The organism is Delftia lacustris (genome assembly GCF_040267515.1).
GTDB lineage: Bacteria > Pseudomonadota > Gammaproteobacteria > Burkholderiales > Burkholderiaceae_C > Comamonas > Comamonas tsuruhatensis.
In genome coordinates this window covers 6,408,001-6,430,160 of sequence record NZ_CP141274.1, presented here as the reverse complement: position 1 = coordinate 6,430,160, position 22,160 = coordinate 6,408,001, and the positions used below count along the sequence as shown (strand labels likewise).

17 protein-coding genes and 1 pseudogene are annotated in these 22,160 nt (G+C 69.5%); 8 read left to right on the top strand and 10 right to left on the bottom strand.

Annotated features, from left to right (window positions below; all coding sequences use genetic code 11):
• Window positions 1-90: 90 nt before the first annotated feature.
• The 4 genes and pseudogenes from U6958_RS30840 (at window position 91) to U6958_RS30825 (ending at window position 3,861) form a co-directional block, all read left to right on the top strand.
• Window positions 91-1,176: a type IV toxin-antitoxin system AbiEi family antitoxin gene (locus U6958_RS30840; protein ID WP_074920711.1), complete on the top strand. Its 1,086-nt coding sequence runs from the start codon at window positions 91-93 to the stop codon at window positions 1,174-1,176.
• Window positions 1,164-2,026 (top strand): annotated as a pseudogene (locus U6958_RS30835) (hypothetical protein). The gene U6958_RS30840 and the pseudogene U6958_RS30835 overlap by 13 nt, the downstream one beginning before the upstream one ends.
• 101 nt (window positions 2,027-2,127) lie before the next feature.
• Window positions 2,128-2,694 (top strand): hemerythrin domain-containing protein, encoded by a 567-nt coding sequence (locus tag U6958_RS30830; protein ID WP_074920927.1) that lies wholly within the window; start codon window positions 2,128-2,130, stop codon window positions 2,692-2,694.
• Window positions 2,695-2,766: 72 nt separating this feature from the next.
• On the top strand, window positions 2,767-3,861 hold the full coding sequence (locus tag U6958_RS30825; RefSeq protein WP_074920709.1) for an AbrB family transcriptional regulator: 1,095 nt from the start codon (window positions 2,767-2,769) through the stop codon (window positions 3,859-3,861).
• A gap of 8 nt (window positions 3,862-3,869) precedes the next feature.
• Here the strand turns inward: U6958_RS30825 and U6958_RS30820 are convergent, their stop codons facing one another.
• The 8 genes from U6958_RS30820 to U6958_RS30785 form a co-directional block, all read right to left on the bottom strand.
• Entirely contained in the window at window positions 3,870-4,436 is a 567-nt protein-coding gene (locus U6958_RS30820) for a glycerol-3-phosphate responsive antiterminator (protein ID WP_012203049.1), read from the bottom strand.
• A 1-nt stretch (window position 4,437) separates the two neighbouring features.
• Window positions 4,438-5,988, bottom strand: coding sequence for an FAD-binding oxidoreductase (locus U6958_RS30815; RefSeq protein ID WP_074920707.1), 1,551 nt, complete (start codon window positions 5,986-5,988; stop codon window positions 4,438-4,440).
• Window positions 5,982-7,664, bottom strand: coding sequence for a glycerol-3-phosphate dehydrogenase/oxidase (locus U6958_RS30810; RefSeq protein WP_074920704.1), 1,683 nt, complete (start codon window positions 7,662-7,664; stop codon window positions 5,982-5,984). The genes U6958_RS30815 and U6958_RS30810 overlap by 7 nt, the downstream gene beginning before the upstream one ends.
• Window positions 7,661-9,202 (bottom strand): FGGY family carbohydrate kinase, encoded by a 1,542-nt coding sequence (locus U6958_RS30805; RefSeq protein ID WP_074920702.1) that lies wholly within the window; start codon window positions 9,200-9,202, stop codon window positions 7,661-7,663. Before U6958_RS30805 ends, U6958_RS30810 begins: the two co-directional genes overlap by 4 nt.
• 13 nt (window positions 9,203-9,215) lie before the next feature.
• The gene (locus U6958_RS30800) at window positions 9,216-10,673 is read right to left on the bottom strand and encodes a nitrate/nitrite transporter (protein WP_016451943.1); all 1,458 of its coding nucleotides are present in this window, start codon (window positions 10,671-10,673) and stop codon (window positions 9,216-9,218) included.
• 238 nt (window positions 10,674-10,911) lie between these two features.
• Window positions 10,912-11,205 carry a DUF3567 domain-containing protein gene (locus U6958_RS30795; protein WP_034363542.1) on the bottom strand — a complete coding sequence of 98 codons (294 nt, stop codon included), beginning with the start codon at window positions 11,203-11,205 and terminating at the stop codon, window positions 10,912-10,914.
• A 235-nt stretch (window positions 11,206-11,440) separates the two neighbouring features.
• Window positions 11,441-12,628, bottom strand: coding sequence for a DUF3108 domain-containing protein (locus U6958_RS30790; protein ID WP_074920700.1), 1,188 nt, complete (start codon window positions 12,626-12,628; stop codon window positions 11,441-11,443).
• Window positions 12,621-13,400 (bottom strand): IclR family transcriptional regulator, encoded by a 780-nt coding sequence (locus U6958_RS30785; protein WP_012203056.1) that lies wholly within the window; start codon window positions 13,398-13,400, stop codon window positions 12,621-12,623. Before U6958_RS30785 ends, U6958_RS30790 begins: the two co-directional genes overlap by 8 nt.
• 126 nt (window positions 13,401-13,526) lie before the next feature.
• Between U6958_RS30785 and U6958_RS30780 the strand changes: the two genes are divergently transcribed.
• The 3 genes from U6958_RS30780 to U6958_RS30770 all read left to right on the top strand — a co-directional run bounded on the left by U6958_RS30780 (window position 13,527) and on the right by U6958_RS30770 (window position 16,615).
• Window positions 13,527-14,549 carry a fumarylacetoacetate hydrolase family protein gene (locus U6958_RS30780; RefSeq protein ID WP_074920698.1) on the top strand — a complete coding sequence of 341 codons (1,023 nt, stop codon included), beginning with the start codon at window positions 13,527-13,529 and terminating at the stop codon, window positions 14,547-14,549.
• Complete coding sequence (locus tag U6958_RS30775; protein WP_074920695.1) at window positions 14,546-15,559, top strand: TraB/GumN family protein; 1,014 nt, start codon at window positions 14,546-14,548, stop codon at window positions 15,557-15,559. Before U6958_RS30780 ends, U6958_RS30775 begins: the two co-directional genes overlap by 4 nt.
• 81 nt (window positions 15,560-15,640) lie before the next feature.
• Complete coding sequence (locus U6958_RS30770; RefSeq protein ID WP_016446620.1) at window positions 15,641-16,615, top strand: tripartite tricarboxylate transporter substrate binding protein; 975 nt, start codon at window positions 15,641-15,643, stop codon at window positions 16,613-16,615.
• A gap of 251 nt (window positions 16,616-16,866) precedes the next feature.
• Here U6958_RS30770 and U6958_RS30765 read toward each other — a convergent pair whose 3' ends face one another.
• Both U6958_RS30765 and U6958_RS30760 read right to left on the bottom strand, forming a co-directional pair.
• Entirely contained in the window at window positions 16,867-18,633 is a 1,767-nt protein-coding gene (locus tag U6958_RS30765; RefSeq protein ID WP_074920693.1) for an AarF/ABC1/UbiB kinase family protein, read from the bottom strand.
• Window positions 18,634-18,723: 90 nt separating this feature from the next.
• Window positions 18,724-20,802: a molybdopterin-dependent oxidoreductase gene (locus U6958_RS30760; protein WP_074920690.1), complete on the bottom strand. Its 2,079-nt coding sequence runs from the start codon at window positions 20,800-20,802 to the stop codon at window positions 18,724-18,726.
• A gap of 197 nt (window positions 20,803-20,999) precedes the next feature.
• Between U6958_RS30760 and U6958_RS30755 the strand changes: the two genes are divergently transcribed.
• The gene (locus U6958_RS30755) at window positions 21,000-22,157 is read left to right on the top strand and encodes an ABC transporter substrate-binding protein (RefSeq protein ID WP_016446617.1); all 1,158 of its coding nucleotides are present in this window, start codon (window positions 21,000-21,002) and stop codon (window positions 22,155-22,157) included.
• The last annotated feature ends 3 nt before the right edge of the window (window positions 22,158-22,160 follow it).

The window sequence follows — 22,160 nt, the reverse complement described above, 5'->3', positions numbered from 1 at the left end:
CAGTAGTTTTGCTGTGTTCAGCAATTGCTGAATGCAGCCATTTCATTGAAATTCGGTTGAAATTTTCACCAAAAGTGCTATTTTCAGCGAATGTTGAAAACTGCTGATCCAGTGAATATCGAGCAACGCGCCGTGGATGCGCTGCGAGCAGCCTTGGGAGAAGCTCCCGGGCTCACGGTGCTCGATATCGAGGCCGGCAACGATATCCAGGACGTGTCGGTGGACCTGGTCTGCCATGTCGATTTCGGGGGGCGACGCCACGTTCTTGTGGGCGAAGTGAAGTCAAGCGGGCAGCCCCGGTATGTGCCGAAGGCGTTGCTGCAGCTCAAGACGTACGTTGGCAGACAGCAGGGCTCGGACTTGGTCACGCCTGTTTTCATTGCGCCCTATCTCTCCGAAGACGCCCGCGCGCTGTGCACGGAAAACGGGGTCGGCTACCTTGACTTCGAGGGAAACGCGCGCATCGTGTTTCCCGGCTTCTTCATGATGCGCACTGTGGAAGGCAAGCCGCCAGCGGAGCGGCGACAGTTGCGCTCGCTGTTCAAGCCCAAGTCCGCTTCGGTGCTTCGTACCATGCTGCGAGATCCATCGAAGAGTTGGCGGGTAGCGGATTTGGCCGAGGCATCGCTTGTCAGCGTCGGACATGTCAGCAATGTGCGCAATAGCCTGTTGGACAGGGGATGGGCTGAAGTGTCCGAAGAGGGGGTCTTCCTCTCCAATCCCGACGGGCTGCTTGATGCATGGCGCGACGACTATGCGCCCCCTGGCGCGGACCGCCGAGCTTTCTACACGACCCTGCATGGGGCCTTGTTCGAGGACGCGGTTCGGAAGTTGGGACCGACATTGGCGGATGACGGACTCGCCATTCTTTCCTCGTTCTCGGCGGCCAACTGGCTGGCGCCCTATGCACGCGCCGGGACGCATTACTTCTATGCCGACGAAGAAGGGGCAGACCGACTGCGCCAGTTCCTGAGTCTTTCGCCAGCAGGCCGGGGTGAGAACGTGGTGGTCACCGTCCTTGACGACCTTGCCCTGTTCAATGACTCGGTCGAAGCAGCAGGCGGTATTCATTGCACGAGTCCAGTCCAGACCTATCTGGATCTGTACGTGTCGGGTGAGCGTGGCCGCGAAGCGGCTGAGCATCTGCGTCGGGAAAGGCTGCAATGGCAGGGATGACCGCTGGCGAGCCTCAATCCGCAAATGACTACGACGACCGTACGACGGCGGCCGTCAAATCCGTCCTGATCGAGATCGGCCAAATCCTGGGCAGCTACAAAGGCAGGTATGCCGTCGTGGGTGGTGCGGTGCCTTGGCTGCTCCTGAATCAGAATGACATGCGCCATGTGGGGACGCTGGACGTCGATCTGAGCCTGGATGCCGCAGCATTGGGGGGCGGCGAGTATGCCCACCTCATAGAGTCACTGAAAAGTCATGGTTACGAGCAGCGCGAGAGCCTGCGGCGCTTTCAACTCGTGCGGCAGATCGATGCCCGCGATGGAGGCCCGCTGATCGACGTCATCGTGGACTTTCTGAGGCCGCGAGACGCTGTGACCGCGAAGAACGATCCACCGCTGGTGGACAACTTTGCTGTGCAGCGGGCCAGCGGCGCCGAGTTGGCGCTGAGATTCTGCGAGTTCATTCCGATCTCTGGAGCGATGCCCAACGGCGGGACGAACCGGGTCGAGGTGGCCGTCTGCTCCATCCCGGCACTGCTGGCAATGAAAGGTCATGCAATCCATGGCCGCTACAAGCACAAGGACGCCTACACATCTACTACTGCGTCCGTAACTACCCTGGCGGCATTGACGCGCTGGCTGCAGCCTGCCGGCCATTGCTTGATCACCCGGAGGGCCTCGCCGGATACCGATTCATTGCCGGGAAGTTTGATTCTCCCGATGGATTCGGACCCACCTGCGTCCGGCGGTTCGTTGAGGAAAGCAGGACGCTGGGGGAACGCTCTGCGGACCAGTGGCAGCTTGACGCCTTTGGACAGGTGCATGCATGGTTGCGCGCGCTAGGTCTATGAGCAAGACGCCTGCAGCCACCGTTCGTGCAGTGCCCGCTTGCGGCCTATGGTAAGCAATGGAAGCCAAGAGTTTTTCATCCAAGGACTTGCATATGCAGCTGATGAGTCAACGCCCGCAGGGCGATGCCGTGCCCGGCTGGCGCGCGCCCGGCACGGGCTTCGACCAGCCCTTCGAGATGCTCGAAGCCTGCCACGAGCGCGTGCTGCGCATGCTGGCGCTGCTGGACCGGCTGCGCGTGCATCTCCGGACCAAAGGTTGCGACGACAGCGCACGCCAGGCGGCGCGCGACATCCTGCGCTACTTCGACCAGGCGGCGCCGCTGCACCATGAGGACGAGGAGCTGCATGTCTTCCCGCCGCTGCTGGAGCAGGGCGATGCGCAGACCGTGGCCCTGGTGCAGCGCCTGCAGCGCGAGCACGGCCTGATGAGCGCCGACTGGGCGCTGGCGCGCCAGCCGCTGCTGGACATGGCCGAGGGGCAGTCCCAGGGCTTTGGCGCGGCTGACGAGGAGGTGTTCGAACGCTTCGCGGCCTGCTATGCCAGCCATGTCGAGAATGAAGAGCGGCTGGCCTACCCGCAGGCGCGCGGCATGCTGCCAGAGGCAGCGCAGGCGGCCATGGGCCGCGAGATGGCGGTGCGGCGGGGCGCGGACCTGTCACGGAGATAGCGCCGCCGGCAGCGCGCGGGAGCCGGCGCGGCGATACTCGCAGGCTTTGGACCTGCCCCCGCCTCGCCTGCCATGCCCGAGCGCCGCCCCATTTTCCTGCTTCGCATCGCACTGACCCTGCTGGGCGCCCTTGCCGCCGCCCAGCTGTGCCTGTGGCTGCGCACGCCGCTGCCCTGGATGCTGGGGCCGCTGATCGCCACCTCGCTGGCCTCCATCCTGGGCGCGCCCACGGCCAGTTCGGGCCGGCTGCGCAACGGCGGGCAGTGGATCATCGGCGCCTCGCTGGGCCTGTACTTCACGCCGGCCGTGGTGCAGTTGATCGCGGGGCTGTGGTGGGCGATTGCCGTGGCCATCGTCTGGGCGCTGCTGCTGGGCTGGGGCTTCGGCGCCTGGCTGTACCGCGTGCATGCGCCGCGCATGCCGCAGATACCGGCGGGCGAGATGCGCGCCACCACCTATTTCGCTGGCGCCATTGGCGCGGCGTCGGAGATGACGCTGCTGGCCGAGCGCGAGAACGCGCGCACCGACCTGGTGGCGGCCAGCCACAGCCTGCGCCTGGTCATCGTCACCGTGAGCATTCCGTTCGCGCTGCAGTGGAGTGGCCTGCACGGGCTGGAGGGGCTGACGCCGCCCAGCATCCGCATCGTCGAATGGCCGGGGCTGGCGCTGCTGGCCGTGCTCACGGGCCTGGGCGCCTGGGCCATGGACCGGCTCAGGCGCGCCAACCCCTGGTTCCTGGGAGCGCTGCTGGTGTCCATGCTGCTGACCATGTGCGGCCAGGAACTGTCGGCCGTGCCCCAGGCCCTGGTCAATGCGGCGCAGCTGGTGATCGGCATCAGCCTGGGCGTGCGCTTCAAGCGCGAATTCCTGCACACCGCGCCGCGCTGGCTGGGCTCCGTGGCCTTGGGCACCGTGGGGCTCATGGCGATCTGCGCGGGCTTCGCCTGGCTGCTGCACCTGGCCGCGGACCTGCCCTGGGTCACCCTGCTGCTGGGCACCTCGCCGGGCGGCATCACCGAGATGGCCATCACCGCCAAGGTGCTGCAGCTGGGCGTGCCCGTGGTCACGGCCTTCCAGGTCTGCCGGCTGATCGCCGTGCTGCTGCTGGTGGCGCCGCTGTTCCGCTGGGTGGAGGCGCGCGGGCCGGCCGCGTCGCGCACGGCCTAGGGCCCACCTCACCACAGCCCACTGTCGCTGGTAGACACCGCAATCGCACCACCGGCCAGCGCCTGCTGGACCTGCTCCTGGCTGCAGACGAAGCCCGAGGCCACGAGCGGCGGCAGGATGCGGCGCTCGGCCTCGGTGATGTGGGCCAGCATGGGGGCGGGCATGATCTGCACGAGGTTGGGGTCGCTCTGCTCCACGGCCTTGATGCTGCGCGGCCAAGTGGAGCGGTCGGTGACGAAGACCTTTTGCATGGTCAGCAGCCCGGCCTTGTTGGCGCGCTGGATGGTGGCCACGCGCGTGGACAGCAGGCTGCTGGCGCCCAGGTCCACAAGGTAGTCCACGCCGCCCTTGTCGGGCGAGATGCCGTCGCAGCTGTCGATGTTGACGATGGCGATCTTGCCCGCCCCGGTGATGGTGGAGATCACCGAGCGCAGCCGGCGCAGTTCGATGTTGGCGACGATGGCGACCTCGGCCTGGCTGGCCAGCAGCGCGTCCATCTGCTCGGCCCCGTACAGGGTGGCGATGACGGGGCGGCGCGCCAGCCGCGCGCCCAGGGAGTTGTCCGGGCGGCCCATGTCAGAGGTCCAGCCCCAGCTTGCCGGGGTTGAGCAGGTTCTTGGGGTCCAGCATGCGCTTGGTGGCCTCCAGCAGCGCAAAGGCCGGGCCCAGCGATTGCCGCATGTAGGGCGCGCGCAGCAGGCCCACGCCGTGGTGGTGGCTGAGCGTGGCGCCGTGGCGCAGCAGCACGGCGTTGGCCGCGTCCCAGGCCGCGCGGTACCACTGGGCACGCTGGTCCACGGCCACCTCGCCGCGCAGCGAAAAGTACAGGCAGGCGCCATCCACATAGGCATGCGACTGGTGGGCCGAGCCGGCCAGGGTGCCGGGGATGGCCTGCAGGGCGGCGACCACTTCCTCGTAGATGGCCGGCAGGTCTTTCCAGGGGCCGCACATCTCCAGCGTGTCGGCGACGAAGCCCGGGCCTTTCTTGAAGCCCTCGGCGCTCTTGCCGGTCAGGTAGCGCGTGTCCAGCCAGCGCTCCAGGGTGGCGGCGCCGTCGAGCCGTTCACCCAAGGGTGCGCACACACGTTCGCAGATGGCCATGACGGCATCGACGATCTCGGGCGCGCCTTCGTCGGCGATCAGCAGCACGTTGAGGTCGCTGCGGCCGAATTGCACGCCGCTTTCCAGCGCGTCGTACAGCCGCAGCGCGGCGGGGTTGGCGCCTTGCTGCAGGATCTGGCGGCAGGCCTCCAGGCCCTGGGCAAAGCTGGCAAAGCCATAGGCGATGGCACGGCCGTGGTCGGGCAGGCGGTGCAGCTTGAAGCGGATGCGCACGATCACGCCCAGCGTGCCTTCCGAGCCGATGAACAGCTGCTGCAGGTCCGGCCCGATGGCCGCGCGCGCGTAGCCGCCCACGGTGACGAGGCGGCCATCGGCCAGCACCACGTCCATGCCGTGGACCATGTCCTCGATCTTTCCGTAGCGCGTGGACAGCTGGCCCGCGCCCCGGCAGGCCACCCAGCCGCCCACGGTGCTGATGCCGAAGGACGAGGGCCAGTGGCCCATGGTCATGCCGTGGCGGCGCTGGATGGTTTCCTCGAACACGTCGCCGAACATGCCGGCCTCGACCTCGACGATCTGGCTTTGCTCGTCCATGGCGATGAAGCGATTGAGTTCGCACAGGTCCAGCACGATGCCGCCGCGCAGGGGCAGGGCCGCGCCCGTGACGTTGCTGCGCCCGGCCGAGACGGTGACGGGAATGGCGTGTTCATCGGCAATGCGCATCACGGCCTGCACCTGCTCCACGGTGGATGCATGGGCGATGACGGCCTGCGGCGTGGCCGGGTGGCCCGAGGTCTCGGCCACCATGGTGCGGGCCCACCAGTCGCGCGTGCCGGCAACGATGTCGGCGCGCTCGGTCTGCACGCGGTCGCAGGCGGCGCGCAGCGCGGCGAGCACGGCCTCGGACACGGCCACGGGTTCGTGCTGCAGGCCGCAGGCAGGACCTTCGGAGGCAGGGCGGTCGGCTGCGGGTGCGGCCTGCGCCGCCCAGCCCGGGGTCGTGGGGGCGCCCACCACGTAGTTGCGGCGGTTGTAGCCGCGGGCGATTGCGTCTTTGCTCAGCATTGGATGTCTCCCATCAAAATCTGTTTCTCGCGCTCCATGGCGCGGCGGTAGTCGTGGATCTGCTGCGCTATCTGCGCAGGTGCCAGCCCCAGTTCCTGGGCCAGAATGTCGCCCACGCGCGCTGCGGCGCGGGCCGATGCATCGCGCGCCATGAGGCGTGCGCGCATGCGGCGCGAGAGCACGTCTTCCACCGTGCGCGCCATTTCGTGGCGCGCGGCGTAGACGACTTCGGCCTCGGTGTGGGGCAGTCCCTCGACGATGGGCCGGGCCAGCGCGGGATGCGCGTCGAGGATGTCGCTGACGAAGCGCGCCTCCGTGCCGTAGCGCTCGCCCAGGTGGGCCGACAGTCCGCCCGTGGCCGTGATGGCCTGGGCGTCGTAGCCGGCCGCGCCCAGCAGGAAGGCGGAGGCGGTGGTGCAGCGCGTGCGCCGGCCCAGCAGCTTTTCCACGGCGTCCACGGTCTGCTCGGCCATGTGGCGCGAGGTGGTGAGCTTGCCGCCGACGATGGTGACCAGGCCGTCGCCGGCCACATGGATCTCGTGGTTGCGCTTCATCTCCACGGTCTTGCCGCCGGGCGGGCCGACCAGGGGGCGGCAGCCGGCGATGGAGCCGACCACGTCCTCGGGCGACAGGTCCACCTTGAGCGCCGATCGGGCGCCTTCGAGCAGGAAGTCCAGCTCGGCGCGCGTGCAGTGCACGTCGTCCAGGCTGCCCGCATAGTCCTCGTCGGTGGTGCCCAGGTAGGACACATCGCCCCAGCGCGTGATGGTGGCGCGCCGGCTGCGGCCCGGCACGGGGATGGTGACGGTGCAGTCGTTGCGTATGCGCAGCCAGGGAATGGCCACGTGCACGCCCTTGGCGGGGCGCACGTGCAGCTGCGCCTGCTGGTCGGGCCTGCGGCCATCCCAGTCGCGCAGCCAGACGCCCGTGGCCATGACAACGCTGCGCGCGCGCACCGTGATCTCGCGGCCATCGGCCTGGACGATGGCGCCGTCCACGCCGCCGTGGGCGTTGCGCGTGATGGCGGTGGCCCGGGCATGGTTGAGCACGGCCGCGCCATGGAAGGCCGCCGTGCGCGCCACGGCCAGCGTGAGCCGCGCATCGTCCACGCGCGCATCGAAGTACATGTAGCCGCCCAGGAGCTGCTCTTCGCGAAAGGTCGGGCAGTGCGACAGCACCTCGGCCTTGCCGAGCTTGCGGTGCAGGATGCCTTCGCGCCAGCCGCCGGCCAGGTCGTAGGTCCACAGCAGGCTGCCGAAGGCCTTGGCCAGGCGGGCGTCGAAGACGCCGTCGCGCTCCATCACGGGAAACAGGAAGGGCAGGCGCTGCACCAGGTGCCGCGCATTGCGGCGCAGGCGCTGGCGCTCCAGCAGCGAGTGCCGCACCAGTCCCAGGTTGCCCTGCTCGATGTAGCGCAGGCCGCCGTGCACCATCTTGGAGGACTTGGACGAGGTGCCCGAGGCGAAGTCGTCCTTCTCCACCAGCGCCACGCGCAGGCCGCGAAGGCTGGCGTCCAGCGCCGCATAGGCGCCGGTGATGCCGCCGCCGATGACCAGCAGGTCGAAGGCCTCGTCACCCAGCCGCGCGAGCTGGTCCGCGCGCTGCAGCTGCAGCGGCGCGGTCTGGGTCAGTGCGGCGCTGTCCCTGCGCTCCTTGCCAAAGGGCCATTGCATCATGCGCAGCCCTCCAGGGCGGCGCTGCGCCCGGGGGCCCGGGCGCGGGCCAGTTCGTCGCCCACGCGGGCGCGCCAGATGCGGCGGCGCTCGCCGCGCTCGTCGGCCGCCATGCGCGGGGTGAAGACCGCTTCGGTGCGCAGCGTGGCGCAGGCCTGCTCCAGCCCGTCCCACAGCAGGCCCGCGCTGCCGGCCATGAAGGCGATGCCGCGCAGGCTGGCCTTGTCGGTATCGGCCAGGCGGCGCACGGGCAGGCCGCCTAGGTCGGCCTGGATCTGCAGCAGCGCATCGCTGCCCGACAGGCCGCCGCCCACCAGCAGCTCGCCCACCTCGGTGCCTGCGGCCGCCTCGTCGGCCTGCACGCAGGAGGCCACGGAATGCGCAATGCCTTCGAGGATGGAGCGCGCCAGCTGCGGCCGCGAGGTGGCCATGGACACGCCCGAGATCGAGGCCCGCGCGCCCGGCTCCATGGCCGGCAGGCGCAGGCCGGTGAGCGCGGGGATGAAGACCAGGTCGGTCGGCGTCTCGGCCTCGCGGGCCAGGGTGCTGATCTGCTGCGGGTTGTCGAACCACTGCAGCTTCTCGCAGATCCAGTTGAGCGCCGATCCCGTGGTGGGCACATAGGTCTCGATGGCATAGCGCGAGACACCGTCCATGCGCCGCGCCGTCATGGTCAGCGAGCTTTCATGGGCCGCGTCATGCGCGGGCAGCTTTGTTCCCGTGAGCACATCGACGAAGCTGCCCGTGCCATGCACGCACAGCGCCTGGCCCCGCTCCAGGCAGCCCAGGCCCACGGCGGCCGCATGCTGGTCGCCCGCGCAGGCCAGGATGGGCACGGCCAGGCCCAGCAGCTCGGTGCGCGTGCGGCCGAAGTCCTGCACGTCCTCGCACAGGCGGGGCAGCAGTTCGGCGGGAAACTCCAGCGCGTCCAGCCAGTCCTGCAGATAACGGTGATCGCCCAGCGCATAGGCGTTGCCCGAGGTCACATTGGTGGGCGTGGTGACCACGGCGCGCGCATCCGACAGATGCCACAGCAGCCAGGAGTCGATGGTGCCGAAGGCCAGGCGGCGCTGCTGCCAGGCCTGGGCCACGGCCGGGCATTCGCGCAGCTTGCGCGCGGCCCACAGGTAGGGCGAACGCACGCCCACGGGCCGGCCCGCGTGGCGGATCAGCCGGGCATCCCAGTCGCCGGCCAGCAGGGCCAGTTCGTCGCGGTGGCGCGAGTCCTGCCAGACCATGATGGGCGTCAGCGAACGGCCCGTGGCCGTGTCCCAGAGCACGGCCGAGCAGCGCTGGTTGGCAATGGCCAGGGCCACGATCTGCTGGCCGCAGCCCTGGGCGCGGGCGATGGCGCGGCGGCACACGTCCAGCGTGCGCTCCAGCAGCAGGTCGGCGTCCTGCTCGACCACGCCGGGGCGCGGGCAGTGGATTTCCAGCGGCAGATAGTCCTGGGCGGACACCTGCCCGTCGCGCCCCACGACGGCGGCGCGCGTGCCCGAGGTGCCTTCGTCGATGCAAAGGATCACGGCTTCATGGTGCATGGGGTGGTCTCTTTCAGGCGGTGGTTTGAGCGATCTTGGCGGGCGGGGCGGCGTCGTCCGCGAACTGGGGCGCGCCGGGCTCGTCGTCGGGGTTCACCGTGGTGCGCGTGGGGTCCCAGCGGATGGAAAAGCAGACGATGCTGGCCAGCAGCGGCACCACGGACAGGATGAGGAAGGTGTTCTCCAGCCCGTACTGCTGGCGGAACAGCGGGAACACCAGCAGCCCCAGCGCCGCGCCCATGGCGCCCAGCGCGCCGATCACGCCGTTGGCGCCCGCGCGCAGCTCGCTGCGGAACGACAGCGTGGACAGGCTCTTGCCGTTGGCGCCTGGCCCGCCCGAATGAAAGAGGATGAACAGCGAGGGCACGGCCACGGCCAGCCAGATGGGCATGCGGCCGTTGAACAGGCCCAGCACCAGCAGCATCAGGAACACCAGCGCAAAGCCGAAGGCCGAGGCCCGCCGCAGGCCCAGCCTGCGCCCGATGACGGGCGACAGGAAGCCGCCGACGATGCCGAACACGTTGAACACCAGCGCGCCCAGCGTGGCCTCGCGGAAGTCCTTGCCGAACAGCGAGGCGCTGATCAGCGGCAGGTACCAGCCCACGGCAAAGTACTGGATGGACTGGCCTATCTGCACCGTGGCCGCCAGCAGCGTGCGCGGCAGGTAGATGCCGCGAAAGATCAGCAGCACATTGGCCAGCCCGCGCCGCGCCGGGTTGAGCACGGGAAGGCGTTCGGCGGGCGGCGCGGCCTCGAAGCGCTGGCCGTGTGCGCCGTAGATGCGCGTCATGGCGCGGGCGGCGTCATCCAGCCGCTCCTTGCGTGCCAGCCAGGTCGGGCTTTCCACCAGCAGCGCGGCCTGCATGCCCAGGATGAACAGGCCGAACACCGCCGTGGCGGCCACCGAATAGCGCCACAGCGAATCGCCCACATCCCAGGAATGGAACCACAGCGCCAGCACCAGGTTGCTGCACACGGCCATGTACCACATGCCCTGCCAGACATTGAGCCGGCTCTTGAGGCGGGCGGGCGTGAATTCGGCCAGCACCGCCATGGCGATGGCGAAGTCGATGCCATAGGCCGCGCCCACGAAGAAGCGTCCGAAGAGGATGGTGGCGTAGTCGGGCGCCATGCTGACCAGCAGCGCGCCGGCCACGGCCAGCACCTTGGCGATGACCAGCGGGCGCATGCGGCCCCAGCGGTCGGCCATCCAGCCGCCGATGGGATTGAAGGCGATGGACACCCAGGAGGCCAGCGACGTCATCCAGGCCACTTCGGCCGGCGTGAGCTGCTGGTCGCGCGTCATGGGGCCCAGGCCCACGCTGAGTGCGGAGTTGGAGAATGCGTCGAGGAAAAGTCCGCCGAGGGCCAGCCACCAGATGGTGCCGGCGCGGCCTGAAATGCCCTGGCGTGCGTCGATGTAGGCGATGACATCCTGAACGCCGCGAACCCTGTGGATGCTGGTCTGCATGCTGGCCTCCTGTGTTTCTGCAAGAGGCCGGCAAACCGTACAGGCGCGACAAGACCATCTCACAGATGGTCTTCAAATCTTGAACCTGTGCGGCGATTCTAGGCAGCAGGCGCAGCCTGCGGATCGGTGAAAGCACCAGGGTGCGCGCAATGGCCGCGCCCAAAGAAAAGGCCCGCCGCAGAGAACCTGCGGCGGGCCTGGCGCGAAGTCCCTTCACGGGACCGTGCGCTGTGTGCTGTCAGTGGACCACGACAGGCTGCTGGGCCAGGCCGGCGTAGCGCTCCAGGGCGTCCTCGACCTCTTCCTCGGTGGGGGCGTCCTGCTGCCAGGCGATGATCTGCTTCTGGAACATCTCGGCCCAGGATCCATCCAGGTAGACCTCCTTGCCCGAGCGCTTGTCCACGATTTCGAAGCCGTGGCGTGGCAGCTGCCGGGCGGCATCGACCGCAGCTTCGCCGGCCGCTGCATCCGGATCCATGTCGGGACGCAGATGGAGCACCACAAAAGATTCGGAGTCGTAAAGCATTTGCATGGTGTTCCCTTTCTGGCCCGTTGCCGGGCGTCGCACAGCCTACATGGCTGCGAAGCGCCGGATTTCAAGGACCGTGGGGGTCCCGATCTATCGCAGGCACTTGCATGCAGTATTCCACGGATTGGCATGCGCTGCGGCGTGTGCCGCAGGCCGCGCTGTGGTAGGCGGGCGGTGGCGGTGGCTGCAAGTGCAGGACTACCGGGAAATCACCGGTGTCCCACCGGTGTCCCGTGTGTCAAGGCGCCTGGCGGCTCTTGAGCTGCAGATCGGCGAAGTCGCCGTTGTCCTGCGCCAGCCGGATGCGCACGGGCAGGTATTGCATGGACGGCGCCAGCCACAGCGAGGCCTGCTGGTCATCGCCGGCCGCCGCGATCTTGTCCAGCCGCAGCGCCTGCGTGCTGCCCGAGGGCAGGTCCAGCGTCTCGGTCTCGCCCACGCGGAAGGTCCAGCGGTCGGCGCGCCGCGCGCTGACGGTGATGAAGCTGATCTGCGTGCCCGCCGGGTAGCGCTGCGGCGCCGCCGCCAGCAGGGCCGACAGCTGCAGGAACACGCTGAGCCGGTCCTGGGCGCCGGGCGCGATGGGCGCGTCGGGCGCGCCCGTGCTGAAGCGCGCCAGGTTCTGGTCGAACGCCAGCTGCGCCGATTGCTCCTTGCGCGCCTTGTCATTGAAGCGGCTGGGCTCCAGGCCCCTGTCGGTGATGCGGCCCTCGCTGGTCTGCGAGCGCGAGCCCAGCAGGAACAGGCTGACTTCCTGGCTGGCCTGGTACTGGCCGTTGGCATGGCGCCAGACCAGCTCGGCATTGGCCGAATAGTTGAAGCGCTTTGCCTGGCCGGTGACGGCGAACGACAGCCGCGCGGGATCGGGCAGTTGCACGGGAACGGGGGCGTCGGAGGCCAGCGGCGTGCCGTCGGGCGAGGTGATGGCCATGCCCTGGGCCGGTCCGGCCGAGGGCGTGGGCGGTGTTTCGGGTTCGGGCTTGGGAGCGGGCGGCGCCGGCGGTGTGGCCGGAGTTGGCTCGCTGCCGGCACCCGTATCGGCAGCAGCACGGGCGGTTTCCGAGGCGTCCGATGCAGCAGGCTCCTGCGCTGCGGCCATCGGCAAGGGCTCCACGGTTTCGCGGATGGGCGTGTCCAGCGGCTCGGCCACGGGTGCGGTGGGCGCGGCGGGTGTCGGGCGCTGGACCTTGGGGCGAGGGCGGGGTTGCGGCTTGGGTACGGGCGCAGGTGTCTCGGGCGCGGCGGCAGGCGGGGGAGCGGGTGGCTCGGGCAGGGACAGCGCCCGTGTCTGCATGGCCGCCACCTCGGTGTGCGGCGCTGACACCTGGCTCCACAGCGGCAGGCCCAGCAGGGCCAGGGCGTGCACGCCCAGCACCACGGCGGTGAGGGCGGGCAGGGCGCGCTGGCGCAGGTGCATTTCAGGCATTCCAGCCCAGGTCCTGGGACAGCTGCACGCAGGCCTCGCGCAGGGGCGCATCGATGGCGCCGCCGTATTCGGGGTCGAAAGTGGCAATCGAGCCCAGCGTGGTCAGGCCCAGCACGATATGGCCCGAGGAGTCGAAGACCGGCGTGCAAAACGCCACGATGCCGGGCAGCACGGTATCGACCACGCGGGCGGTGCCGCGCTCGCGCACCTCGGCCAGCATGGCGTCTATGGCCTCGGGGGTGAGCGGCAGGTCCTTGCGCTGGATGCGGCGGGCCTTGTCCACCTCGGGCTCCAGCAGCGGGGCCGTGACCTCGCGCGGCAGCCAGGCCGCGAAGCAGCGCCCGGTGGCCGAGGCCAGCATGGGCATGACGTCGCCCAGGCGCAGATTGGCGGTGACCGACTGCGCGCTTTCCTCCCAGTGCACGATGGTCGGCCCGTGGTTGCCCCAGACGGCGATGGCCGCCGTGTGGTGGATGCGTTCCATGAGCGCGGGCATGCGTTCGCGCGCCAGCCGCACGGGATCCAGCCGCGCCAGCGATGCCAGGCCCAGCTTGAGCGAGGCCGGGCCCAGGTCGTAGCGGGAGGTGCGCGCGTCCTGGGTGACCAGGCCGATGCGCTGGAAGCTCACGAGGTAGCGGTGCGCCTTGGCGGCGCTCATGCCGGCGTCGGACGCCAGGTCCTTGAGCATCTGCGGGCCCCGGGCGCGCGTCAGCGCCTCCAGCAACGTAAAACCGACCTCGACCGATTGAATCCCTGCGCGTTCCTTGTCCATTGCAATAGAATTTGGTTTTGTTTAGTTAAATCAATTTAACTTATCGTAATTCGTGGCTGCGTCGCCATGGGTATCCAGGCCGCTGCCCGGATGCCGTGGCGCGCGGCGGCGGCACGGGGGAGCAGCATGAAACTTGCCACATACAAGGACGGATCGCGGGACGGGCAACTGGTCGTGGTGTCACGCGACCTGAGCCAGGCCCATTATGCGACCGGCATAGCGAGCCGCATGCAGCAGGTGCTCGACGACTGGAGCTACATGGCGCCCCAGCTGCAGGACCTTTACCACCTGCTCAACAGCGGCAAGGCGGTCCATGCCTTTGCCTTCGATCCGCGCCAGTGCATGGCGCCGCTGCCGCGCGCCTACCAGTGGGCCGACGGCTCGGCCTACATCAACCATGTGGAGCTGGTGCGCCAGGCGCGCGGCGCCGAGGTGCCCGCCAATTTCTACACCGACCCGCTGATGTACCAGGGCGGCAGCGACGATTTCCTGGGCCCCTGCGACGACGTGGTGGTGCCCAGCGAGTCCATGGGCATCGACTTCGAGGCCGAGATCGCCGTCGTCACCGCCGACGTGCCCATGGGCGCCACGCCCGAGCGTGCGCTGGGCGGCGTGCGCCTGGTCATGCTGGCCAACGACGTGAGCCTGCGCAACCTGATCCCCAATGAGCTGTCCAAGGGCTTCGGCTTCTTCCAGTCCAAGCCCGCCACCTCCTTCAGCCCCGTGGCCGTGACGCTGGACGAGCTGGGCGACGCCTGGAAGGGCGGCCGCCTGCACCTGACGCTGCAGTCCACCTGGAACGGCCGCAAGGTCGGCATGTGCGATGCGGGCGAGGACATGAGCTTTCACTTCGGCCAGCTCATCGCCCATATCTGCAAGACGCGCAATGTGCGCGCCGGCTCCATCGTGGGCAGCGGCACCGTGAGCAACAAGGGCGTGGAAAGCGGCAAGGGCAAGAACCGGCGCATGGAGTGGCCCAAGGGCTACAGCTGCATCGCAGAGAAGCGCTGCATAGAGACCATCCAGGACGGCGCGCCCAAGACCGAGTTCATGCGCTTTGGCGACACCATCCGCATCGAGATGAAGGGCAAGGACGGCCAGAGCATCTTCGGCGCCATCGACCAGAACATCGTCGAGCCTGCCGAATGAGCCGCGTCTGCGCACCCTGGTGGCGCCTGGCGGGCAGGTCGCTGCGCGCCGGCCTGGCCGCGCTGGCGCTGTCGCCGCTGGCGGGGGCATTCGCGGCGCCCCCGGCCGCGGACCCCGTCACCTGCCCGCCCGAGGCGCGCATGCCCGGCCCGGACGAGATCCGCGCCCTGCAGCGCAAGGCGCAGGACCGCGGGCTGCTGTGGCGCATCGAGCACCGGGGCCGCACCAGCTGGCTCTACGGGACCATGCACGCGGCCAAGCTCGACTGGAGCGTGCCCGGCCCCACGGTGGCGGACGCGCTGCGCGCCTCCGACAGCCTGGCGCTGGAGCTGAACATCCTCGATCCCGATGTCATGAAGGTCTTGTTCGCCGGCATGCAGGCGCGGCCCGATGCGCCGCCGCTGCGCGGCGATCTCCAGCGCCGGCTTGAGGAGCAAAGGCGCCTGGCCTGCGCCGGCCCCGAGCTGGCCCTGCTGCGCCCCGACGCCCAGGTGATCTCCCTGTTGTCGCTGGCCGGCCGCAGCGAGGGGCTGGACGCGTCCTATGGCATCGATTTCTCGCTGGCCGGCGTGGCGCTGGCCCTGGGCAAGCCCGTGCTGTCGCTGGAGACACCCGAGCTGCAACTGCGCGAGCTGGTCTCGGACGACCCCGCGCGCGTGGCCGAGACGGTGGAGTCCGGCCTGCGCCAGCTGGAAAGCGGCATCGCCGCCCAGAAGCTGGGACTGATCGCAGGCGTCTGGGCTGATGGCCGCATCCACCTGCTGGAGAGCCTGCCCGACTGGTGCGACTGCATGGCCAATGCCGCCGAGCGTGCCGACTACGACCGCATGGTCTATGGCCGCAACCCCGGCCTGGCGCGCGAAGTGGCGCGGCAGATCCGTTCCGGCCGCAGCGTGTTCGCCGCCGTGGGCGCCCTGCACATGGTGGGCACGCGCGGCCTGCCGGCGCTGCTGGCGGCCCAGGGCTTCAAGGTGCAGCGCGTGGAGTTCCCCGCAGCCAGCCCGCCCTGAAACACACGGCCGCCGCCTCCATGAACAAAAGCAACAGGGCGCGGCCAGGACCCATCCACACCCATCCCACAGGAGACAACAATGGACCGTAGACAATTCCTGGCCGCCGTGGCGGCCTCATCCGCCGGCATGGCCGCGCCTTTTGCACAGGCGCAGGACTGGCCCGCCAGCAACATCCGCTGGGTCGTGCCCTATCCGCCCGGCGGCGGCACCGACGTGCTGGCGCGCACCGTGGCCGAGGCCATGCGCCAGACGCTGAACCAGACCATCGTGGTGGACAACCGCCCCGGCGCCTCCACCAACATCGGCGCCCAGATCGTGGCCACGGCCAAGCCCGACGGCTACACCATCATGTCGGCCGACAACGCCGTGCTGGCCTACAACGAGCACCTGTTCAGCAAGCTGTCCTTCAATCCTGAAAAGGACTTCACCTACATCGGCGGCATCAGCCGCTTCCCGATGGCGCTGGTGGTGAACCCGAACTTCGAGGCCAAGACCTTCAAGGAATTCCTGGCCTACGTGAAGGCGCATCCGGGCCAGGTCAACTACGCCTCTCCCGGCAACGGCTCGCCCCACCACCTGGCCATGGAGATGTTCAAGAACCGCACGGGCACCTTCCTGACGCACATCCCCTATCGCGGCGCGGCACCCGCGCTGGCCGACGTGATGGGCGGCCAGGTGCCCTGCATGTTCCTGGACCTGGCCTCGGGCCTGCCCGTGATCCAGTCGGGCAAGGTGCGCGCCCTGGCCATCGGCACGGGCAAGCGCGTGCCCAGCCTGCCCGAGCTGCCCACGCTGGCCGAGGTCGGCGTGCCCGATACCGAGGTCTATGCCTTCCAGGGCATCCTGGGCCCGGCCAAGATGCCCCCGGCCGTGGTGCAGCGCCTGAACGCCGAGCTCAACAAGGCCCTGGCCAACCCCGCCGTGGTCAAGCGCATGCAGGACTTCGGCATGGAGGCGCTGCCCGGCACGCCCGAGCAGTTCCTGGCCATGTCGCGCGCGGAGTCCAAGCGCTGGGGGGCCATCATCAAGAGCGCGGGCGTCAAATTGGACTGACCCCCTGAGCGGCTGCGCCGCTTCCCGTTGCACGTCGCCCGTTGCACGGCGCCCCTTCTCGCTTCGCGGAGGGGGCGTACGGGCAGCCGGCGACACCCTCGGTGCGGGGCGGCGCGGCCGGCGTAGGCCCTTCCTCGGTGTCTCTGGGTTGGGCCGTGGCGGTTTTGGGGGCGGCGCCCGGCTTTGATCTGATGCGCTGGTGCTGCTTTTTTTGGCGTTCCTGATCGCCAATCCAGCGATCAATCCAGCCATCAATCCAGCGCCTTCTGCCTGCGCATGGTGGTGAAAAGAACGGCCAGGCTGGCGGCGGCGCCGGCCACGCCCAGGGCGGCGAAGAGGGGGATGCCCCACAGGCGCGGGCCCATGGTCAGCAGGCCGGGGGCCAGGCCCAGGATGAAGGCGCCGGAGACCACGGCCAGGGCCAGGCGGGTGGCGGCGCGTTCCAGGGCCTGGGAGAGGCGGTCGATGTGGCGTATGTCCAGGTCGGCCTGCAGCCGGCCCGAGCGCAGTCTTTGCATCACCAGCCGCAGGGTGTGCGGCGCGTCGTCGGCCAGGTCCATCCATTGCGCCATGGCGGCGCGGCGCTGGCGCGCCAGGCTGCGCAGGGAGTAGCGCTGCAGCAGCTGGGCCTTGACCAGGGGCGTGGCCGTCTGCACCACGTCGAATTGCGGGTCCAGCTGCAGCAGCACCTGGTCGGCCGTGATCAGGGCCTTGAGCAGCAGCGCCATGTCGGCGGGCAGGGCCACGCCGGTTTCGCGGGCCAGGGCCATGAAGTCCTGCAGGGCGCGGGACATCACCAGGCGGCCGTTGCTGGCGCCGGGGCCATGGCGGGTCACGAAGCGGTCCACGGCGGCCTCGATGCGCGCGGCCGAGGGCGGGGCGCGGCCGGGCATTTCGCTTTCGGCGGCCCAGTCCAGCAGCACGCCCGAGAGGCTGCGGCCCTGGCCCTCGACCAGGGCGCGCATCAGGCCCAGCACCTGGCGGCGGCGCTGGGGAGACAGCCGCCCGACCATGCCGAAGTCGATGAAGCCGACGCGGTTGCCGGGCAGGGCCAGCAGGTTGCCCGGGTGCGGGTCGGCGTGGAACAGGCCGTCGCGCAGCACCATCTGCAAAAACGCGCAGGCGCCACGGCGCGCCAGCAGCGGGCCGTCCAGCGCGGGGTCCGCGCCCACGGCCGAGGCTGGCACGCCCGGCACGAAGTCCTGCACCAGCAGGCGCGGCCCGCTCAATGCCCAGTGGATGGCCGGCACGACGATCTCGGGCTGGGCCGCGAAGTGCCGCGCTACGGCGTCGCCGTTGTGGGCTTCGACGGTGAAATCCAGTTCCTCGCGCAGCGCCTGTCCCAGCTGGCGCGTGACCTCGCGCGGGCGGTAGCGTGCCAGCTGCGGCCATTGTTCCTGGGCCAGCAGCGCCAGGTGCTCTAGCAGGCGCAGGTCGGCTTCGATCTGGGGGCGCAGGCCGGGGCGCTGGACCTTGACCACGACTTCGATGTCGGCAGCGCGGGCCGCAGGGGGGCTGTCGCTGCCGCTGCCTTCCTCCCGGCCTTCCCGGTCATCCCGGTCCTCCCGGTCTTCGGCCGCAGGCAGCCGCGCACGGTAAACCTGGGCCATGGAGGCCGAGGCCAGCGGCACGGGATCGAAATGCGTGAACACCTGCTCCACGGGCAGGCCCAGCGACTGCTCGATCAATGGCTGGGCCGTCTCCCAGGGCAGCGGGGCGGCGTGGCTGTGCAGTTGCTGCAGCGCGGCCGTCCATTCGGGCGCGAGCAGGTCCGAGCGCGTGGCCATGATCTGGCCCAGCTTGACGAAGCTGGGGCCCAGGTGTTCGAGGGCCATGCGCAGGCGCTCGGGGCGGCTGGCATCCAGCGGATGCTCGGGATGGGGCTGGCTGCCGCGCGGCGCGAAGCGGGCCAGGCCCAGCGTGTCGACCAGGTCGGCCAGCCCGAAGCGCAGCAGCACGCCGACGATTTCCTGCAGCCGGGCACGGTCGCGCACGGCGACCACGGCGGTTTGCAGCATGGGCATCTCCTGTCGGTGGTGGCAATGCGGTCCATTGTGCCGATGCGCCAGACGCCATTGCGCAGGAATCGCCCGCCTCCGGGGCGGGGCTCAGGCCAGCCGCTGCACCTGCACCGCGCAGTCGTAGAAGCTGGGCGCGCGGCCCAGGTCGGTCAGGCGCTGGTGGGTGAGCTCGTTGACATTGGTGCCGTTGTCGCCGTGCTTGCGCCACCAGATGCCCAGGCCGTTGACCACGCCACGGCGCGCGCGGCCGTTGAGGGTGGCGTGGCATTCGTAGCTGCCCCGGTCGTTGAAGACGCGCACGCGGTCGCCCTCGGCCACGCCGCGCGGGGCGGCGTCGTCGGGGTGAAGTTCCACCAGCGGTCGGCCTTCCATGGTGCGCAGGCTCTTGACGTTGACGAAGCTGCTGTTGAGAAAGTTGCGTGCCGGCGGCGAGATCATGGCCAGCGGGTAGCGCGCATCCGTTTCGGCGGTTTCGTAGTTGGGCAGGTAGTCGGGCAGCGGGTCCATGCCGCGCCGCGCCAGCTCGGCGCTGGTGAATTCGCAGCGGCCCGAGGGCGTGGCGAAGCCGCCCTCGGCAAAGGGGGCCTCGGGCAGGGCCAGGGTGGCAAAGCCCTTGTCCAGCAGCTCGTCGAAGTCCACGCCGCGGCCCTCGAACGCCTCGCGGCACAGTTGCTCGTCTCCCGTCTGGAAATGGGCAGCGGCAAAGGCGTCGTCATGCCGCGCCATGTGCGCGGCCAGGTCGCGGAAGATCTGGCCGTTGCTGCGCGCCTGGCCCAGCGGCGCGATGGCGGGGCGGTTGAGCAGCACGTCGGTATGGCCGTAGCTGCCGTGGATGTCCCAGTGCTCGATCTGCGTGGTGGCCGGCAGCACGTAGTCGGCCAGGTCGGCCGTGTCGGTCATGAAATGCTCCAGCACCACGGTGAACAGGTCCTCGCGCGCAAAGCCTGCCACGACCTTGGCCGACTCGGGCGCCACGGCCACGGGATTGCTGTTGTAGACCACGATGGCGTCCACGCGCGGGCCGAAGCCATTGCCGCCTTCGTGCAGCAAGGCATCGCCGATGGTGCTCATGTTGATGGTGCGCGGGCGGCGCTCGCCCAGCAGGTGCGGCATCTGCAGTCGGGCGCGCTGCGCGGGCAGGGCGCCGGAGGCGGACAGCAGCAGGCCGCCGGCACGGTGGCGCCAGGCGCCCACCAGGGCCGGCAGGCAGGCGATGGCGCGCACGGCATTGCCGCCGCCGCGCGCGCGCTGCACGCCGTAGTTCAGCCGGATGGCGGCGGGCGTGGTGGTGCCATAGTCGCGCGCCAGCTGGCGGATCTGCTCCACGGGCAGGCCGCAGACCTGGGCCGCGCGCTCGGGCGGCCACTGCAGGGCGCGGGCCTTGAGTTCCTCCCAGCCCAGCGTGTGGCGCGCGATGTAGTCATGGTCCAGCCAGCCGTGCGTGATCAGCTCGTGCATCAGGGCCAGCGCCAGGGCGGCATCGGTGCCGGGCAGCAGCTGCAGGTGCTCGTGGCATTTGTCGGCGGTCTCGGTCTTGCGCGGGTCGATGCACACCAGGCGCGCGCCGTTGCGCTTGGCCTCCAGTGCATAGCGCCAGAAATGCAGGCTGCTGCCGATGCTGTTGCTGCCCCAGATGAGGATGAGCCGGCTTTCGGTGAAATGCTCCACGCGCATGCCCAGCTTGCCGCCATAGGTCAAGTTCAGGGCCTCGCCCCCGGCGCTGGAGCAGATGGTGCGGTCCAGCAGCGAGGCGCCGAGCTGGTGGAAGAAGCGCCGGTCCATGCTCTCGCCCTGCACCAGGCCCATGGTGCCTGCGTAGCTGTAGGGCAGGATGGTTTCGGGATCGCGCGCCGCCAGCGCGTGCAGCCGGGCGGCGATGTCGGCCAGCGCCTCGTCCCAGCCCACGGGCTCGAACTGCCCGGAGCCCTTGGGGCCCACGCGGCGCAGCGGGGTGAGCACACGCTCGGGGTGGTAGCTGCGCTCGGTGTATTTGCTGACCTTGGCGCAGAGCACGCCGCCCGTGTGCGGATGGTCGGGGTTGCCCTGGACTCTTTTGGCGATGCCGTCTTCGACCGTGGTCACCAGCGAGCAGGTATCGGGGCAGTCATGGGGGCAGGCGCCCAGGACCTGTGAGGTGGCCTGGAGTGGGGGCGTGGCGGAGGACATGGTGGCAGCGGTCTCGGACAGGGTGGGGACTTTGCGAAAGAACCGTGAAAGCCGGAAAAACAGGAAAAGGCCGTCACGGGCAAGGGGCGGTGCCGGTCTTGCATGCCGCAATCGCCGCTTGTCTTTATTATGCGGACCCTTGCAGCCGGCTGCACGCAGCAACGGCGCCGATTCCAGTGACAAAAACAGGCAAGTTCATGCTCCGACCCAAGACGGCGTTCAGCCGCAGACAGTTCATCGCAGCCAGCACGGCGGCTGCCGCCACCTGGACCGGCGCAGTGCGCGCCCAGGACGCGGGAGGCACCATCGTGCTGGGCCAGTCCTGCCCGATGACGGGCCCCGCGGCACAGATCGGCCAGCCCTTCCATGAAGGCGCCAAGCTGTACTTCGAGCAGCTCAACGCGCAGGGGGGCATTGCCCGGCGCAACATCGAACTGCGCGTGATGGACGACGGCTACGAGCCCGAGCGCTGCGCGGCCAATACCCAGCGCTTCCTGTCCGACGACGTGTTCGCGCTGTTCGGCTACGTGGGCACCTCCACCAGCATGGCCGCGCTGCCGCTGCTGCAAAAGGCGCGCGTGCCCCTGTTCGCGCCGCTGACGGGCGCCGACGCGCTGCGCCAGCCCCAGCTGGCCCAACTGGTCTTCAACGTGCGCGCCTCCTATGCCGACGAGACGGCGCTGATGGTGCGGCACCTCACGGGCCTGGGCCTGAAGAAGGTGGCCGTGCTGCACCAGAACGATGCCTATGGCGAATCGGGCCTGGCTGGCGTCAAGGCGGCGCTGGCCGCCAAGGGGCTGGAGCCCGTGGGCGCGGCCACGGTGGAGCGCAACTCGAACAACGTGGCCGCCGCCGTCAAGACGCTGGTGCCGCTGGGCGCCGATGTGATCGTGCAGATCGTCACCTACTCGGCCAGCGCGGCCTTTGTGCGCGCGGCGCGCCAGGCGGGCTTTGGCGGGCAGTTCTACAACGTCTCCTTCGTCGGCTCGCAGGCACTGGCGCAGACGCTGGGCAAGGATGCCGAAGGGGTGGTCGTCACCCAGGTCGTGCCCTCGCCCTTCCAGACCTCGCGCCAGATCACGCGCGATTTCCTGGCGGCCATCCAGAAGGGCGGCGGCAAGCTGACGCCCAACTACTCCAGCATGGAAGGCTATCTGGCGGCACGCGTGTTCGCCGATGCGCTGCGCCAGGCCTCGGCCTCGGGCAAGCCCACGCGCGACGGCCTGGTGGCCGCGCTCGACGCCATGCACGGCCAGCAGGTGGCCGGCTTTCCGCTGGCCTTCAAGCCGCAATCGGCCAAGCCGCGCTTCGTGGAGTTGTCCATGCTGACCGGCGACGGCAAGGTCCGGGTGTAGGCT

What these genes read in the sequence shown, in the direction of transcription:
- U6958_RS30840 (WP_074920711.1), top strand. Translation starts at nt 91, where the DNA reads ATGTTGAAAACTGCTGATCCAGTGAATATCGAGCAACGCGCCGTGGAT.
- U6958_RS30830 (WP_074920927.1), top strand. Translation starts at nt 2,128, where the DNA reads ATGAGTCAACGCCCGCAGGGCGATGCCGTGCCCGGCTGGCGCGCGCCC.
- U6958_RS30825 (WP_074920709.1), top strand. Translation starts at nt 2,767, where the DNA reads ATGCCCGAGCGCCGCCCCATTTTCCTGCTTCGCATCGCACTGACCCTG.
- U6958_RS30820 (WP_012203049.1), bottom strand. Translation starts at nt 4,436, where the DNA reads ATGGGCCGCCCGGACAACTCCCTGGGCGCGCGGCTGGCGCGCCGCCCC.
- U6958_RS30815 (WP_074920707.1), bottom strand. Translation starts at nt 5,988, where the DNA reads ATGCTGAGCAAAGACGCAATCGCCCGCGGCTACAACCGCCGCAACTAC.
- U6958_RS30810 (WP_074920704.1), bottom strand. Translation starts at nt 7,664, where the DNA reads ATGATGCAATGGCCCTTTGGCAAGGAGCGCAGGGACAGCGCCGCACTG.
- U6958_RS30805 (WP_074920702.1), bottom strand. Translation starts at nt 9,202, where the DNA reads ATGCACCATGAAGCCGTGATCCTTTGCATCGACGAAGGCACCTCGGGC.
- U6958_RS30800 (WP_016451943.1), bottom strand. Translation starts at nt 10,673, where the DNA reads ATGCAGACCAGCATCCACAGGGTTCGCGGCGTTCAGGATGTCATCGCC.
- U6958_RS30795 (WP_034363542.1), bottom strand. Translation starts at nt 11,205, where the DNA reads ATGCAAATGCTTTACGACTCCGAATCTTTTGTGGTGCTCCATCTGCGT.
- U6958_RS30790 (WP_074920700.1), bottom strand. Translation starts at nt 12,628, where the DNA reads ATGCCTGAAATGCACCTGCGCCAGCGCGCCCTGCCCGCCCTCACCGCC.
- U6958_RS30785 (WP_012203056.1), bottom strand. Translation starts at nt 13,400, where the DNA reads ATGGACAAGGAACGCGCAGGGATTCAATCGGTCGAGGTCGGTTTTACG.
- U6958_RS30780 (WP_074920698.1), top strand. Translation starts at nt 13,527, where the DNA reads ATGAAACTTGCCACATACAAGGACGGATCGCGGGACGGGCAACTGGTC.
- U6958_RS30775 (WP_074920695.1), top strand. Translation starts at nt 14,546, where the DNA reads ATGAGCCGCGTCTGCGCACCCTGGTGGCGCCTGGCGGGCAGGTCGCTG.
- U6958_RS30770 (WP_016446620.1), top strand. Translation starts at nt 15,641, where the DNA reads ATGGACCGTAGACAATTCCTGGCCGCCGTGGCGGCCTCATCCGCCGGC.
- U6958_RS30765 (WP_074920693.1), bottom strand. Translation starts at nt 18,633, where the DNA reads ATGCTGCAAACCGCCGTGGTCGCCGTGCGCGACCGTGCCCGGCTGCAG.
- U6958_RS30760 (WP_074920690.1), bottom strand. Translation starts at nt 20,802, where the DNA reads ATGTCCTCCGCCACGCCCCCACTCCAGGCCACCTCACAGGTCCTGGGC.
- U6958_RS30755 (WP_016446617.1), top strand. Translation starts at nt 21,000, where the DNA reads ATGCTCCGACCCAAGACGGCGTTCAGCCGCAGACAGTTCATCGCAGCC.